Below are 15,014 nucleotides of genomic sequence, written 5' to 3'. Positions count from 1 at the left end.
CAGCGCAGGCGGCGTCAGGCGCGGAGCAGGGGCTGGGGAATAACGGTGCCGGCGCGGCATCAGGCTTCCCGGTCGCCGGCGGGGTTGAACCGGCCGAGGCAGGCGGCCACCAGCACCTTGAAGACGGAGAGGTTGCCGCGCACGCTGGAAATCTTGGTCGGCACCTCGCCCTTCGGATAGCGCCGGATCGAGGGCAGCTCGATGCAGCGGAAGCCGAGCCGGGGGCCGCGATAGGAGAGGTAGGCCAGCAGTTCGTAAGTGAGGAAGACGTCGCGGAACGGTGCCACCCTCGGGTCCAGCAGCATGCGGCGGCTGTAGGCGCGGAAGCCCTGGGTGGTGTCGGTCCACCGGAAGCCGGAGGCCAGGCTCAGCATGGGGGCGTGGATGAAGCGGATCGCCCAGTCGCGCGAGCGCGGCGTGTTCTCCGCCACGCCGCCGGGCACGAAGCGCGAGCCCTGGACGAAGTCGTAGCCTGCCTTCAGCGCTTCGATGAAGCGCGGAATCCCCTCCGGGTCGTCCTTGTCGTTGCCGTCTATGGTGACGATGCCCGCGTAGCCCTGTTGCAGCGCGAAGGCGTAGGCGCAGCGCAGCTGGGCGCTCAACTTGCCCGGCCCGGTCTTGACCAGCAGGCCCCGCACGCCTTGCGCCTGCAGCGCATCCAGGGCCAGCGAGCCGTCCTTGCTGCCGCCATCGACGATGATGATGTCGGCCATCGCCGAAACGGAGAGCGCCGCCATCCGGCGCAGGAGGTTGCGGATGCGCTCGCCCTCGTTGATCACCGGAATCACCACGCACCAGGGCTGGCTGCGGCCCGGCCACAGGGCGATGTCGAAGGCGGGTACTTCCCAGGTGGCGGATCCGGGCAGCGCTGGCGGGGTGGATGGAGTCATTTTTTCTTGCAGGAGTTCAGGCAACACGAAGGGTGATCAGGCAGACGCCGGCAATCACCAGCAGGACGCCCACCGCGGTGGTCCAGTGGAAAGGCTCGCTGAACAGCACCACGGAGAAGAGCGCCACGGTGGCCACGGCGCCGGAGGTCAGGATGGGGTGGGCGACATTGAGCGGCAGCCGGGCGAGCGCGGCCGCGTACAGCAGGAAGGCGCCGCCATAGAGGGCAAGGCCCAGCCAGAAGGGCCAGTTGCCGAGCGCCGCCAGCGGGTCGGACAGCGAGGGGAAACGGCGCGGCGGCAGCATCGCGTACTTCACCAGCACGCTGGCGGACGCGTTGGCGAGGATGCCGAGGACGAGGATGAGCCACTTCATGAGGCTAGGCTCCGGCGGCCCGGTAGGCCGCGTCGGCCAGGTCGAGGGCCCGGCCTATGGCGGAAAGATGGGGCTCGCTCTCGCTGGCCAGCATTTCGATGCAGACCACATGCTGGGGCAGGCTGGCCAGCAGCGCCGCTGCGGCGCGCTGGTGGTCGCTGCCGCCGTCGCCCAGGGTTTTCAGGCCGGGCTCGCTGGCATGTACATGCGCGACGAGGTCGCCGCAGCGCTGCACCACCTCGGCGGCATCCTCGCCGTTCATGGTGACGGCGCCGACGTCGAACTGCATGCGGATGGCGGCATGGCCGATGGCGCGCACCACCGCGGCGGTTTCCGCGCTGGTAGTCATGAAGTTGGCGCCGTAGGCAGCGGGGTTGGGCTCCAGGCAGATCACCACGCCGTGGCGGGCAGCGGCATCGCCCAGGCGGGAGAAGAAGGCGCATGCCATGTCCGTGGCTGCGCTGTCGCTCATCCCGCTGCGGTCACGGTTCTTCGGCGAGCCGAAGACCAGGTGCGTCGCGCCGAGGCCGCCGCCGATGCGGCAGACCGCCTCCAGGTGGGCAAGCATGGCGTCCTGGGTGGCGGCGGGGCCGAAGACATTGAGGCCCTGGGTGCCGAACAGCAGGGCCTGCATGCCGGTGATCTCGATCTCCTGCTCCGCCCACCACTGGCGCACGGCGTGGATCTGGGCATCGGTGGCCCGTGCGGGATCGGGAAAATACTTGCCGGGGGCGATGTCGATCGCATCCACCTTGCGCTGGCGCAGCAGCGCGGCGACCGCGCCATCTTCCTCGATGTCCCAGGCAATGTTGGAGATGGACAGCCTCATGCCGGCGCCTCCGCCTTGGGCTTGCGCGGTTCCGACTGGGCGTAGGCACGCACCGCCAGCAGCGTTTCGCGCAGGTCGTATTGGTAGCTGCCGTGGCCGCCGAACAAGGCAGCATGGCGGCTGCGCATGTCGTAGCGTGCCGGCGGGTTGCCCAGCGCCTGCTCGAAACGGCGGCCGAAGCCGCTACCGGCGATGGTGGCCACGCTCACCGGCTCCGCCGTCAGGTGCAGCAGCGAAAGCCCGGCCTGCAGGGCCGTCTGCAGGTCCTGCCAGAGGTTGACCATGGGGTAGAACTGGAAGACGCCGCGGCTATCGATGGCGTGCAGGTTGTTGTCGTTGAGGAAGTCGAAGATGACGTTCTTGCGCAGCCCGGGGCCGACTAGGCCGGGCAGGCGCACGACGAGATGGCGCTCGAAGCGGCGCTCGACGAACTGCTCCAGCAGGCGGCGATGCAGTCCGTAGGCATGCAGGCCGTCCTCGATGACCGGCGAGGCTTCATCCACCTCCAGCGGCTGCTTGAACACGTCCACGGTGCTGATCAGCACGAAGGTCTTGCACTCGATCTTGTCCAGGTGGCCGATCAGGCCGTTGATGCTGGCGAGGTCGGCTTCCGGTTCCTTGTTGGCGATCCACTTCTGCGCCGGGGCGCCGGCGCAGACCACGAGATCGAAGCTGCGTCCCCGGACCTCATGGATGTCGGTGGAGCGGTACAGGGCATCGAATGCCGCCTGCCGCAGCAAGGTGCCACCGACGAAGCCGGTATGGCCGATCAGTGCGTTCATGTTGAGTGCTCCCTGGCCCCGGAGGCGGAAAGCAGCGGTTCGCTCTCCAGCTTCTCCAGGACGTCATAGATGTTGTCGATCTTGCCGCCGAGGATGGAATACGCCCCCGGCAATCCGGCGTGGCGTTCGAACAGGATGGGGCGGCCGTCGTCGCCTTCGTTTTTCTGCAGGACCGTCTTTACCTCGAACAGCGAATCCACATGGCGGGCCTGCGCCACCAGCGGCATGTAACGGGCGACGTCGCGCACCATGCGGTCCGCCCGGCTTGCCTGCCCGTAGTCCTGCATGCGGCGGTAGGGGTCCAGTCCGGGCTCGTCCTCCCACTGCAGGTGAGGCGTGTAGCGGACATGGGAGAGGGTGTGCAGCCCGCGCGCCGGGAAGGGCATCAAGGAGAAGAAGGGGCCGTCCATCACCGTCACCCCCAGGTCCTTGAACGGCGCCGGCACGTCCATCAGGGCCATCTCCGTCAGTTCGTGCTTCAGCCCGGTGCGGGTGGTGCCGAAACTGCCGCCCAGCTGGTTGAGCCCGCTGTAGGTGCAGTTGAATACACCGAATGTGTGAACCTGGTAAGCGTCTGCCCCGCCCGTCAGCGTCACCGTCAGCCCGCCCGCCGGGGCCACATCCACCGCGAGAGCCTGCGTTGCCAGCCGGACCTCGACGCCGCTTTCCCGCAGTTCCCGCTCCGCCCAGGCGCGCAATACGCAGGCGTCGAAGGCGTACTCCTCGACCACGTAGGCGCGCTCGATGAAGCGCGGGTCGAAATGCCTGGCCAGGGTGGCGGGAGCGGCCTGGATGCGGGCGCCGATGTCGCGGCAGAAACGCTCGAACTGGCGGCTCGTCACCTTGGAGTTGCGTCGGGCGATGGCATACAGCTTGGTGAAGTCGGTGCGCACCGCCGCCGGCCAGTCGCTGACGAAGCGCGGCAGGTTCACCCGGCTGCGGTAAGCGGTGGTGAAGCTGCGCGGGTAGTGGTAGCCGTTATGCACCCGGGCCTGGTTGTGATACGAGGCGCGCGTCAGCAGAGCCTGCCCGCGCTCGACCAGCAGCACCCTCCCGAAGCCGCGGCTGCGCGCCAGGTAGACCGCGATCGCGGCGCCGTAGAACCCTCCACCGACGACGACGGCGTCGAACGCCTGCAGGGTCACGCCGGGCGTCCCGCAGCGCTGAAGACGGAGCGCCCGCGCTCGGTGGAAGCGTCCTCCACGTTGAGCTTCTCCCGCCGCGTCAGCCGGGCGCTGGTGAACTCCTGGGCGACGTGGTACGGCGGCCCTTCGGTGGACAGGCTGGCCATGTGCAGGATGTATTCGCCCAACACCAGCAGCACCAGGGAGATCAGCAGGAACATGCCTGACTGCTGCAGCGACAGGCTCACCCAGCCGGCCGCCACGTTGGGATTGAGCAGCGCCACCGCCAGCACGTAGATGGAATAGAGCACGTTGGCGACCGCGCCGAACAGGGATAGCCCCATGACCAGCCGCATCGGCGCCCGGGTGGTGGACACCAGCAGCCGTGTTCCCCTGCCTATGCTCTCGCCCAGGGGCTTCGCCGCGGTGGCGCGCGGCGGCGCGCTGTAACGCAGGTTCACCCGGGCAAAGCCGCCGGTGGCCGGCAGATGGCGGTAGGTGATGGAGGGCTGGGGATGCTGCAGGATGAAATTGATCACCCGCTTGCTCAGCACCCGGTACTGAGGCGCCTCGTTGGCAAGGTGGATGCCGTTGAAGAATTTGTACAGACGGTTGAAGACGGAGTAGGCCAGCGTGTAGGCCAGGGACTGCCGCGGCCGCTGCTCGTTGGTGGCGAAGACGACGTCGGCACCGGAGACGGCCTTGTCCAGCATCTGCGGCAGGAAGGCGATGTCGTCGGCGAGCGGGTCGATGACGGCGACGAAGTCGCCCAGCGCGTTTTCCAGGCCCACCCAGGAGGCGGTGTCCGCGTCCACTTCCTTCGTCAGCGCGTACACCTGCAGGTTCGGCAGCCCGTTCTCGCTGGTCAGCCGCTTCAGCTCGGCCACGCTACCGTCGGTGGATGCGTTGTCGACGACGATGATCTCGTGGTCGCCAACCAGGGGGGAGATGCTGCCCACCGCCGCCGAGAGCATTTCCTCGAGCCGTGCCTCCTGATTGCGGACGACCAGCACGACCGAGAGAAACACCGGGAAAAACGCCATTGCACGCCACCTTTCACTGCCACGATTTGTATCTGCTTTGTGACAGATTCTACCGCAGCGCGGCGGGGTTCCTGTGGGGCGATGCCGGGCGCCGGGGCGCTCGATGCGGTTTCCGGCGGAAGCGGCGCCGGCCATCTGCGGTGGCGGCGCCGGCCATCTGCGGTGGCGGCGCCGCCCTGCCTCAATGCAGCTTCACCTTGGGCTGCGAGCGTTTGCTCAGCCATTGCCCCAGAGTGACGAAGGCGGTGCGCAGGCCGCCGAGGAGTACCGAGAGGTGTTTGCGGTAGAGCACCCAGTAGCCGAAGCGGGCGGAGCGGCCATGGAGGTGGAGGCGGCCGGTGGGGGCTTCGACGTTGCCGACGGCCTTGTCGCGGCCCAGCGAGATGAGGTTGCCACGCTCCTGGTAGCGGAATTCGAGCAGCGACTTGCCGGCGACGTGGCGCTGCAGCGAGCGCGCCAGCAGTTCGGCCTGCTGCTGGGCGGCCTGGGCCTTGGGCGGCACCGGCGGGGCGTCCGGGTCCGGCTGGCAGGCGGCGCAGTCGCCGAGGGCGAAGATGTTGGCGTCGCGGGTAGTCTGCAGCGTGGGGTGGACGACCAGTTGGCGGCGCTGGTTGGTCTCCAGGCCGTCCAGGCCCTGCAGCACTTCCGGGCCCTGCACGCCGGCGGCCCACACGGTGAGGTCGGCGGGGATGCGCTCCCCGCCCTTCAGCATCACGCAGTCTGCCCGTACCTCGGCGACGCGGGCGCCGAGCCGGATGTCCACCCCACGGCCGCGCAGGTCGTCGCCGGCCTTGGCGGCGATATCGTCCGGCAAGGCGGCGAGCAGCTTGTCGCCGGCCTCCAGCAGGGCGATCTGCAGCGGCAGGCGCAGGTCGCGCAGCTGCATGCCGTAGGAGGCGATCTCGTCGGCCGCGCCAGCGAGCTCGGCCGCCAGCTCCACGCCGGTGGCGCCGCCGCCTACGATGGCGACGCGCACCGCCTCGCCGGTGCTCATCTCGGCGCGGGCGCACAGGGCGAGCAGGCGGCGGTGGAAGCGCTGGGCTTCTTCCATGCTGTTGAGCGACAGGCTGTGGGCGCGCACGCCGGGGGTGCCGAAGTCGTTGTCGATGGCGCCGATGGCGATCACCAGGGTGTCGTAGGCCAGCGGCCGGCGCGGGGCCACCTCCATGCCTTCCTCGTCCACCAGCGGGGCGAGCCAGATCTGCCTGGCTTCCCTGTCCACCGTTTCCAGGCGGCCGAGGTGGAAGCGGAAGTGGTGGCGGCGAGCTTGCTGCAGGAAGTTGAGCTCGTTTTCCTGCGGCCCCAGGGTGCCGGCGGCCACCTCGTGCAGCAGCGGCTTCCACATGTGGGTGAGGACGGCGTCCACCAGCACGATCTCTGCCTTGCCGTGGCGGCCGGCGTCGTCGCCCAGGCGGGCGGCCAGCTCCAGCCCGCCGGCGCCGCCGCCGACGATGACGATGCGGTGGCGGCGTTCCGCGGCTTCGCGGGAGGCGAGGTCGGCGGCGCTGCGGCTGCGGCGCGGCGCTTCCTCCGGCATCGCGCCGGTGCCGCCGGGTTCGCCGGCGAAACGGGTTTGCAGCAGGCTCCAGCCTGGCATGCCGGCGGCGGCCGCGCCGGCGGGCAGCGGGAGCGATAGCAGGCAGGCCTGCTTCAGGGCGTTCAGCAAAGAGAGGGCGGACGGGGCGTGGGCGTATAGATGGGGCGGGGTGACTGTGGGCGGCATGAGGGTGTTCTCCGGGGGGCGTTGGGGCGGGCCGTCAGCCTGCGTAGGCCAGGGTGCTGAGCAGCGCGAGTTCGGCCTGGCGGGCGTCCAGCCGGGTGTGCTGGACGACGATGGGGCGGTCGGACTCGATGAGGCTGGCGTAGTCGGTGTCCGGCGGTATGGGTTCCGGCTCGCGCAGGTCGTTGAAGCGCAGGTGCAGGGTGCGCCGCGCTGGTACGGTGACGCGATAGGGGCCGGCGGGCTCGCGGTCGACGAAGTAGACGGTGATGCGCACATTGGCATCCTCGTCGCCGGTGTTGAGCAGGCAGGCGGTTTCGTGGCTGACGAGCTGGCGGCTGGCGTCGCCGCGCTGCGCCGGCAGATAGCCCTCGGCGATGGCCCAGCGCGTCTTGCCTATTGGTTCGCTCATGGTTGCTCGCTCCGTGCGGGTGAAAAGCTTCGGCTCATGTCCTCAACCCCCGCCCTCAACCCTTGCCAATGGGGAAGAGGGTCTCCCAGGTCTCGCGCAGCGAGGCGAGGATGAGCGCCCTGGCGTCCGGGTCGCCGCGCAGGGCAGAGAAGTAGGCCAGGGTCTGCTTGGCGGTGAGGTGGGGCGGAATGGGCGGAATGTTGGGGTCGGTCACCATCTCCACCAGCGTCGGCCTGTCGGCGGCAAAGGCAGCGTCCCAGGCAGGCGCGACCTGCTCCGGGCGGTCCACCCGTATGCCCTCCAGGCCCAGCAAGCGGGCGTATTCCGCATAGGGGAAGGCCGGCACCTCCTGGGCGTCGGCGAAGCGCGGGTCGCCCCCCAGCGCGCGCTGCTCCCAAGTGACTTCGTTGAGGTCGCCGTTGTTCAGCACCATCACCACCAGCCGTGGGTCGCTCCACTCGCGCCAGTGGCGGGCGATGCTGATGAGGCCGGTGATGCCGTTCATCTGCATGGCGCCGTCGCCCACCAGGGCGACTACCGGCCGCTGCGGATGGGCGAACTTGGCCGCAAGGGCGTAGGGCACCGCCGGCCCCATGGTGGCGAGGCCGCCGGACAGCGAGCCCATCATGCCGCGCTTGAACTGGATGTCGCGGGCGTACCAGTTGGCGGCGCTGCCGGAGTCGCAGGTGAGGATGCTGTCCGCCGGCAGCCGCGGCGACAGCTCCCAGAACACGCGCTGCGGATTCACCGGCTCGCCCGGGTTCAGCGCGCGGCCCTCCATCACCCGCCACCAGCGGTCCACCCAGCCGGTGATGTCCTTGCGCCAGCCGGCGGCGTCCTTCTGTTCCAGCAGCGGCAGCAGGGCGCGCAGGGTTTCGCGGCTGTCGCCCACCAGGCCGAGTTCCATCGGGTAGCGCAGGCCTATCATGCGCGGGTCGATGTCGATCTGCACCCCGCGCGCCTTGCCCTCCGGCGGCAGGAATTCGCTGTAGGGAAAGCCGGAGCCCACCATCAGCAGGGTGTCGCATTCGTTCATCAGGTCCCAGCTCGGCTTGGTGCCAAGCAGGCCGATGGCGCCGGTGACGTAGGGCAGGTCGTCCGGCATCGCCGCCTTGCCCAGCAAGGCCTTGGCCACGCCGGCGCCGAGGCGGTCGGCCACCGCGATCAGCTCCTCGGTGGCGCCCAGCGCACCGGCGCCCACCAGCATCGCCACCTTCTTGCCGCGGTTGAGGATGTCCGCCGCCCGCAGCAGTTCGGCCGCCGCCGGCACCTGGCCGAGGGCGGTGTGGCCGATGCCGCTATGCACCGTGCCGTGTTCCCGCGGCGGCTCGGCGGCCGGCAACTCCTGCACGTCGTTGGGGAAGATGATGCAGGTGACGGCGCGGCGGTCGCGGGCGATGCGCATCGCCCGGTCTACCAGGTGGCGCACCTGCTCCGGCGTGGTCGCCATGTGCACGAACTCGTGGGCGACGTCCTTGAACAGGGAGATGAGGTCCACCTCCTGCTGGTAGTCGCCGCCGATGGCGGAGCGCTTCTGCTGGCCGACGATGGCCACCACCGGCTGATGATCCAGGCTGGCGTCGTAGAGGCCGTTGAGCAGGTGGATGGCGCCCGGCCCGGAGGTGGCCAGGCAGACGCCGACCTCGCCGGTGAACTTGGCGTGGGCGCAGGCCATGAAGGCGGCCAGCTCCTCGTGGCCGGCCTGGATGAAGCGGATGCCCTCGTCCGGCTTGTCCGCGGTGCTGGCGGTGAGGCGGCCGAAGGCGCCCATGATGCCGTTGATGCCGTCGCCGGGATAACCGTAGATACGCCGGACCCCCCAGGCGGAAAGGCGTTCCAGCAGATAGTCGCCCACAGTCCGTGCCATGCCGTGCTCCTTGAAAGGCTTGCGGCAGTGGGTGCAAGCGACGTTCCCGCGCTTGCCGCCGGGTCCGCCGTTTGCTGGCTGGGCGCGCATGTCAGCCCCTCGCATGTCAGACCCTGTTTCCCACTCCGCCCCCCGTCCGGACCGGCAGGCCGACGCGGCCGCCCTTGCGCGCGATCCCGCAGCTGCCGAGCCCTATCCGGACATCGCCGACTACGCCGTTATCGGTGACTGCCGCAGCGCCGCGCTGGTGTCGCGCACCGGCTCCATCGATTGGCTCTGCCTGCCCCACTTTTCCGCACCCTCGGTGTTCGCCGCGCTGCTGGACAAGGAGCGCGGCGGCCGCTACCTGCTGCGCCCGGCGGACATTCTTTCCTGCCGCCGCCGCTACGACGGCGACTCGGCGGTGCTGGTCACCACCTATCACTGCCGCGACGGCATCCTCAAGGTCTCCGAGGCGATGACGCTGCTGCCGGAGGACGCCGGTGGCGAGGAACTGCAGCCCCAGCACGAACTCCTGCGCCTGGCCGAGTGCGTGGAAGGGGAGGTGCGGCTGCACGTGGAGTTCGAGCCGCGCCCCGGCTACGGGGCCCGCGGGGTAAAGCTGCGGCGGCGCGGCCGGCTGGGTTGGTATTGCGAGATCGACCCCGGCCGCCGCCATGGCAACCAGGGCAGCGGTGCCCTCTACCTGTATGGCGACATGGACCTGCAGGCGGAGGCCGGCGGCACCCGCCTGCGCGGCCAGATGCTGCTGCGCGAAGGCGACTGCTGCCGGCTGGCGATGGCCTGGAGCGGCAACGGCATCTGCGTGCTGCCGCCCGCCAGCGAGGTAAGCGAGCGCATCGCCTGCACCCGCCGCTGGTGGATGCGTTGGGCGGGCGGGAGCGGCTATCGCGGCCCCTACCGGGACGCGGTGCTGCGCAGCTGCATCACCCTGAAGCTGCTCACCTACCGGCTCTCCGGCGCGGTGGTGGCGGCGGCCACCACCTCGCTGCCGGTGCACCGGGGCGGCGAGCGCAACTGGGATTACCGCTACTGCTGGCTGCGCGACACCTCCATGCTGCTGCAATGCCTGCTGGATCTCGGCTTCCGCAGCGAGAGCGCCGCCTTCATCGACTGGCTGCTGCACGCCACCCGGCTCACCCGGCCGCGGGTGGACGTCATGTACGACGTGCATGGCAACCCGGTGCCGCGGGAGGACATCGCCCGGTTGGAGGGCTACCGCGGCATGGGGCCGGTGCGCATCGGCAACGCCGCGGCGGAGCAACTGCAGCTCGACATCTACGGCGAGGTGCTGCTCACCGCCCGGCGCTACGTGGAGCAGGGCGGCGAGCTGGACGGCCACGAGCGCCGCTTGTTGCTGGACCTGGGCGAAGCCGTGCGCCGGCACTGGCGCGAGCCGGACAACGGCATCTGGGAAATCCGTCTGCCACGGCGCCACAACACCCACTCCAAAGTGATGTGCTGGGTGGCGCTGGACGCGCTGCTGGCGGTGCACGGGCAGCTCGGCCTGGAACTGGACGAGGACGCCTGGCGCGCAGAGCGGGCCGCCATCCGCGACGACATCGAGAACCACGGCTACAGCGCCGACCTTGGCAGCTACGTCGGCTACTACGGCGGCACCGCGCCGGACGCCAGCCTGCTGCTGCTCGCCCGCTACGGCTACCTGCCGGCCGACCACCCGCGCATGCGTGGCACCTGGGCGCTGATCCAGCGGCAGCTGGCCAGCGGCGAACTGCTGTACCGCTATCCGCCGGGCAGCGAGTACGACGGCGTCGGCGGCGCCGACGAAACCTTCCTGCTGTGCAGCTACTGGCAGGTGGATTACCTGGTGCGCCTGGGCGAGTACGACCACGCCCGCGACATCTTCGAGCGCCTGGCGGCGCGCGCCAACGACCTCGGGCTGCTCGCGGAAGGGGTGGCGCCGGATAGCGGCGAGCCGGCCGGCAACTTCCCCCAGGCCTTCAGCCATGTCGGCCTGGTGGTGGCGGCGCTGGCGCTGGCCACCACGCGGGAGGGCGATGGCCGCGCCAGGGGCGATTCCGTGGTGGGCGGACGCCGCCGCACCTACAACAGCGGACGCGCCGGCTTCCTGGAGGATGACCTGCCCGGCAGCGGCGCGCAGGCGGAGAAGGAGGACCCATGAGCGAAACGGAGCGACTCTCGGTGCAGGCGGCGATGGATGTGGATGTGGCGCTGGCGGTGCTGGGCATCCTGGTGTGGGCGGTGATCGCCACCCTGGCGATGACCTCGCTGATGTTCATCAGCCAGTTCCGCGGCTGGTCGCGGCTGGACCTGCCGCTGCTGCTGGGCTCGCTGTTCACCGGCGACCGCGAGGCCGCCAGCCTGCTGGGCTTCCTGCTCAACTTCGCCGGCGGCTGCCTCATCGCCTTCCTCTACTACTTCGCCTTCGCCTTCGGTGGCAGCGGCGCCGGCTGGCTGGCGGGGCTGGTGGCCGGGCTGGCGCATGGCCTGGTAAGTCTTACCGTATTCCTCCCGGTGCTTTCCCATATCCACCCACGGCTGGCCTCGGAGCACGATGGTGCCGGCGTGCGCCGGCGTCTCGAGCCGCCAGGTTTTCTCGCGCTCAACTATGGTTACCGTACGCCTTTGGTTGCGCTGGCGGCGCACGCGGTTTACGGCACCGTGCTCGGCGCCGGATTTCGTCTCCTGATGTAAGGCGGGCGGACGGCAGCGCGGAACTGGCGCGGAACCTGCTGCTTTCCACGGGCAAGCTTTCCGGCACCGCCTTGACAGGCGGAGGAGGTGGATATGCCCTGTACCGTTCATTGCCTGGTCAGCGACGACGAGCAACTGGCGCCGATGCGCGAACGCATCGCCCGTGCCGGCATCGCCGACGAGCGTGTCTATGTCGTCTGGCGTGGCCCCGAAGCGCGGACACCCGCTGGCGCCACCCTGCGCGCCTGGGGCTTCATCCTGGCGCCGGCCGCCTGGTGGTGGTCGCAAGCGATGCGCGAGTGGCTGCTCGCCACCGAGCATGTGATCGCGCGCCCGAGCGCGGCGTCCGCTGCGGCTGACACGCCGGCCGAGCCTGTTGCCCGCCAGCCGGCGGCCCGCGCCAGGCGGGCGTCCGGGGCGCGCGGGCCCGGCGCAGCCCAGGCGGCGAAACCACGGCGGGCGCGACCCGCCGGCAAAGCCGCCGCCAAGCCGGCCATCAACGCGCCCGCCAGACCCAGGGGCAAGTCTCCTTCCAAGCCTCCCGCCAGCACCTTCTCCAGAAAACCTTCCAGCTCCCCCTCCAAGGCGGTCACCAAGCCCGGCCGTCGCGGGCGGATTTCCGGCCCGCCTGTGTCGCTTTCTTCCTCCGCCTGCCTGCACACCAAGGCGGCGCCGAGACTCGTGGATAAGGGCGATTCCGCGGCGGGGCCGGGGGCCGTCCCCGGCCCCTTGCTGCGGGCGAGGCGCGCGGCCAGTGCCGCCAGGCTGGCCAGGGCCGCCCGCCTGGCGGCGGCGCGTAGCGCCAACGGGCGCCCGCCGCTACGTCTGATAGAGGGCGGGCTGACGCGGACTTCCAGCGAGGAGGGCGACGACGAGCCGCAGCCGCCGGCGGGAGGAGGCAAGCGCCACCGCCCGGGTGGTGGCCGTGGTGCCAGCCAGGGGGCGGGCGGGAGAACGAGCTCGACCCAGGCCGTACGCCCTCCCGTGCCGGCGGACTCTGCGACTGAAACAGGAGCGCCGCAGGGCGCGGGGGCAGCGGCAACTCAGGCAGAAGCCGCGCCGGGCACGAAGACTGCGGCAGCCCGGCCAGCCGCTCCGCATGGTGGTGGCTTGAGCGTTCCCGGCGCCACCGCCGGTGGCCGGCGGAAAGCGGCCGCCGCTGCGCCCAGGGGCGCAAGGACAAATACAAGAACAAGAGGGGGGAAAACGGGGGTGGGCGCCCCCGTGCCGGGGCGCGGGAGGTGCTCCGGACCGGCTTGAACGCCGGTGTCGCCGGAAAAGGCCGGGATTCCGGGGGGGATCCCGGCCCGGCGCTTGCCCCTGAGGGCGCGCTCCAACGCGGCGCAACCATGCGTCGCCGCAGCCGTGCATCCCCGAGGGGCATCCCGCCCGTCTGTTCCGGCCGCCGTCCCCCGAGGCCCGAAGGTCAGGGCGATTGCCCGGATTGCCGATTGCGAAGCCAGGCCCCGGGCGCGAGCCGCGCGAGTGAGCGGGCGCCCTGGCTGGAAGTTTGCCGCTGCGGCTGGCTGTGCCATGCCGGGGAAGGCGAGGCCGTACGCGCGGTAGCGGCAATGTCGATCCCGTCAGCTGCCTCATCCGGTGCTTGCTGCTGCTGCCGGCTGGGCCCGGTGTGGTCCCGGTTTGCTTCCGCCCTGATCCGGAGGGATGGCGGAATCAGGCCGCCTTGCCCGCCTTGGCCGCTCCGTCGCCCGCCTGCCTGGCGGCTTCCGCACCCTCGCGTACCGCGCTGCGGGCGTTCTCGTTGATCCGCTCGCCGCCACGGCGCAGCGCTTCCACCTGTCGGCTGGCCAGTTCGCGGCTGTGCTCCAGCCCCTGGCGCACGGTGGCGCGGAACTGCTCGCCGCCTTCGCGCAGCGTGGCCTGCGTCATGTCGGTGATGGAGTCGGTGGCGCGGGCCATTTCATCCGCCTGTTGACGCGTCAGTTCCTGCAGCTCCTGCAGGCTCTCGCTGGCCTGCTGCTGCAATTCCTCCAGGCCGTTTTGCCAGCGCTCGGTGAAGCCTATGGCCTGCTGCTCCAGCAGGCGGGAGAAGTGGCTGTGGATCTGTCCCAGGGTGTCGTCCGCCTGGCCGACGAAACGCAGCGCATTGTCGGTGGTGGCCGAGAACAGCGTGAGGGCGCGGTCGTCCGCCACCTGCAGCAGGCGGGAATAGTCCGGCATCCCGATGGCGGACAAGGCGCGCAGCTGGGTCCGCAGCATGATGCGGGCGGTGGCGGCCTGGAGGTCGTAGAACTGGCTGATGCTGCGCAGCGTCGTCGCGGCGAAGTTGCTGGCGATGGCGTCGCGCGCGCTGGAATCGGACTGCTGTTTCAAGCCGCTGGAAGTCTGGGCCATGGTCTGATCTCCTGAAGTTGATGAAAAAAGCCGGGTACAAGGCGCTGCCCCGCACCGGCCGCAGCCCCTTTGGGGCTACGGTTACGTTGCATAGCAACATGAGGGCCCGCCGCGCTGCCGCCCGTCGATCCGCATGGATTCGCGCTCGACTGCGGCACCGCCGCAAGCCGCGATGGCGCCAGCGCGGCCTCGGCGGCCGCCCGCCGCGCTGGAGGCGGGCCCCGGCCCGGGTTTTCCGGCTGGCGAAATCCTTGTTCCAGCGCTGAAAAAAATGCACGCAGGGGAAAAAACTACCGGTCCGCCGGACTTGGGCAGCCCAGGTCCAGGCGCAGGCGTGCTGGGGTTCCGCAGTGGCGCCGGGAACGGGCCGCAGGGTGCAGGCGGGGCGGGGCTGGCAGCCTGCACCCCGCTCGGGCGTCGGCGAGGGCGGGGCCGACGCGCGGCTGGGCACCCGGCTTGCTGAGGCCGGCACCAGGCGAAGGACCGGGGGCAGGAGCGCCCGGCGGGATCGCCACCGTCTAGGAGGGGACCTTATGAGCGAGTTGAGCGAGCAGCAGCTGCGGGCCTTGAGCGAGTTGCTGGACAAGCGCGAGCAGGCGGTGAAATCCGGCGTGCATGAGCATGTGGACCGCCTGCGCGCCAGCAGCGAGCCGGGCCTGAGCGCGCCGGTGGGCGATGCCGCCGACCAGGCCGACCTCGAACTGCTGCGCGACAACGAGAATGCCGCGGTGGTGCGCGAGGTGCGGGAACTGCGCGACATCGAGGCCGCCCGTGCTCGCCTCGCCGAGGGCGAGGCGGGCATCTGCATCGACTGCGGCGACGACATTCCCTTCGCCCGCCTGGAGGCGCAGCCAGCCGCCGCGCGCTGCGTGCGCTGCCAGGATCTCTACGAACGCACCCACGCCACTACGCCGGAAATCGCGGTGCGCGAGGAGTAGGGCGA

Annotated in this window: 13 protein-coding genes; 3 read left to right on the top strand and 10 right to left on the bottom strand. The window is 70.4% G+C overall.

The genetic code is table 11. From position 1 onward, the window contains the following. Positions 1-59: 59 nt before the first annotated feature. The 9 genes from C7389_RS05615 to C7389_RS05575 all read right to left on the bottom strand — a co-directional run bounded on the left by C7389_RS05615 (position 60) and on the right by C7389_RS05575 (position 9,040). The gene (locus C7389_RS05615; protein WP_133589186.1) at positions 60-890 is read right to left on the bottom strand and encodes a glycosyltransferase family 2 protein; all 831 of its coding nucleotides are present in this window, start codon (positions 888-890) and stop codon (positions 60-62) included. A gap of 16 nt (positions 891-906) precedes the next feature. Beyond that, the gene (locus C7389_RS05610; protein WP_133589184.1) at positions 907-1,263 is read right to left on the bottom strand and encodes an SMR family transporter; all 357 of its coding nucleotides are present in this window, start codon (positions 1,261-1,263) and stop codon (positions 907-909) included. Positions 1,264-1,267: 4 nt separating this feature from the next. Next, complete coding sequence (locus C7389_RS05605) at positions 1,268-2,092, bottom strand: sugar phosphate isomerase/epimerase family protein (protein WP_133589182.1); 825 nt, start codon at positions 2,090-2,092, stop codon at positions 1,268-1,270. Continuing rightward, positions 2,089-2,874, bottom strand: a complete 786-nt coding sequence (locus tag C7389_RS05600) for an NAD-dependent epimerase/dehydratase family protein (protein WP_133589180.1) — start codon at positions 2,872-2,874, stop codon at positions 2,089-2,091. The genes C7389_RS05605 and C7389_RS05600 overlap by 4 nt, the downstream gene beginning before the upstream one ends. Further along, positions 2,871-4,019, bottom strand: a complete 1,149-nt coding sequence (locus tag C7389_RS05595) for an FAD-dependent oxidoreductase (protein ID WP_133589178.1) — start codon at positions 4,017-4,019, stop codon at positions 2,871-2,873. The genes C7389_RS05600 and C7389_RS05595 overlap by 4 nt, the downstream gene beginning before the upstream one ends. Then, positions 4,016-5,041 carry a glycosyltransferase gene (locus C7389_RS05590; RefSeq protein WP_133589176.1) on the bottom strand — a complete coding sequence of 342 codons (1,026 nt, stop codon included), beginning with the start codon at positions 5,039-5,041 and terminating at the stop codon, positions 4,016-4,018. The genes C7389_RS05595 and C7389_RS05590 overlap by 4 nt, the downstream gene beginning before the upstream one ends. Before the next feature lie 181 nt (positions 5,042-5,222). Next, positions 5,223-6,764, bottom strand: a complete 1,542-nt coding sequence (locus C7389_RS05585) for an NAD(P)/FAD-dependent oxidoreductase (protein ID WP_246034640.1) — start codon at positions 6,762-6,764, stop codon at positions 5,223-5,225. Between the two features lie 34 nt (positions 6,765-6,798). After that, entirely contained in the window at positions 6,799-7,173 is a 375-nt protein-coding gene (locus C7389_RS05580) for a sensory rhodopsin transducer (RefSeq protein ID WP_133589174.1), read from the bottom strand. Between the two features lie 55 nt (positions 7,174-7,228). Next, positions 7,229-9,040 (bottom strand): thiamine pyrophosphate-requiring protein, encoded by a 1,812-nt coding sequence (locus tag C7389_RS05575; RefSeq protein WP_133589172.1) that lies wholly within the window; start codon positions 9,038-9,040, stop codon positions 7,229-7,231. Positions 9,041-9,143: 103 nt separating this feature from the next. On the opposite strand from C7389_RS05575, the gene C7389_RS05570 reads away from it, so the two are divergent. Together C7389_RS05570 and C7389_RS05565 are read left to right on the top strand one after the other, a co-directional pair. After that, the gene (locus C7389_RS05570) at positions 9,144-11,183 is read left to right on the top strand and encodes a glycoside hydrolase family 15 protein (protein WP_162851678.1); all 2,040 of its coding nucleotides are present in this window, start codon (positions 9,144-9,146) and stop codon (positions 11,181-11,183) included. Further along, positions 11,180-11,716, top strand: a complete 537-nt coding sequence (locus C7389_RS05565; RefSeq protein WP_211168509.1) for a hypothetical protein — start codon at positions 11,180-11,182, stop codon at positions 11,714-11,716. Before C7389_RS05570 ends, C7389_RS05565 begins: the two co-directional genes overlap by 4 nt. Before the next feature lie 1,674 nt (positions 11,717-13,390). On the opposite strand, the gene C7389_RS05560 is transcribed toward C7389_RS05565, so the two are convergent. Next, entirely contained in the window at positions 13,391-14,071 is a 681-nt protein-coding gene (locus C7389_RS05560) for a hypothetical protein (protein WP_133589168.1), read from the bottom strand. Positions 14,072-14,604: 533 nt separating this feature from the next. On the opposite strand from C7389_RS05560, the gene C7389_RS05555 reads away from it, so the two are divergent. Continuing rightward, entirely contained in the window at positions 14,605-15,009 is a 405-nt protein-coding gene (locus tag C7389_RS05555; RefSeq protein WP_133589166.1) for a TraR/DksA family transcriptional regulator, read from the top strand. Positions 15,010-15,014 lie beyond the last annotated feature (5 nt).

This window comes from Azoarcus indigens (genome assembly GCF_004361735.1).
GTDB lineage: Bacteria > Pseudomonadota > Gammaproteobacteria > Burkholderiales > Rhodocyclaceae > Azoarcus > Azoarcus indigens.
This window is presented reverse-complemented; position numbering and strand designations above follow the sequence as displayed.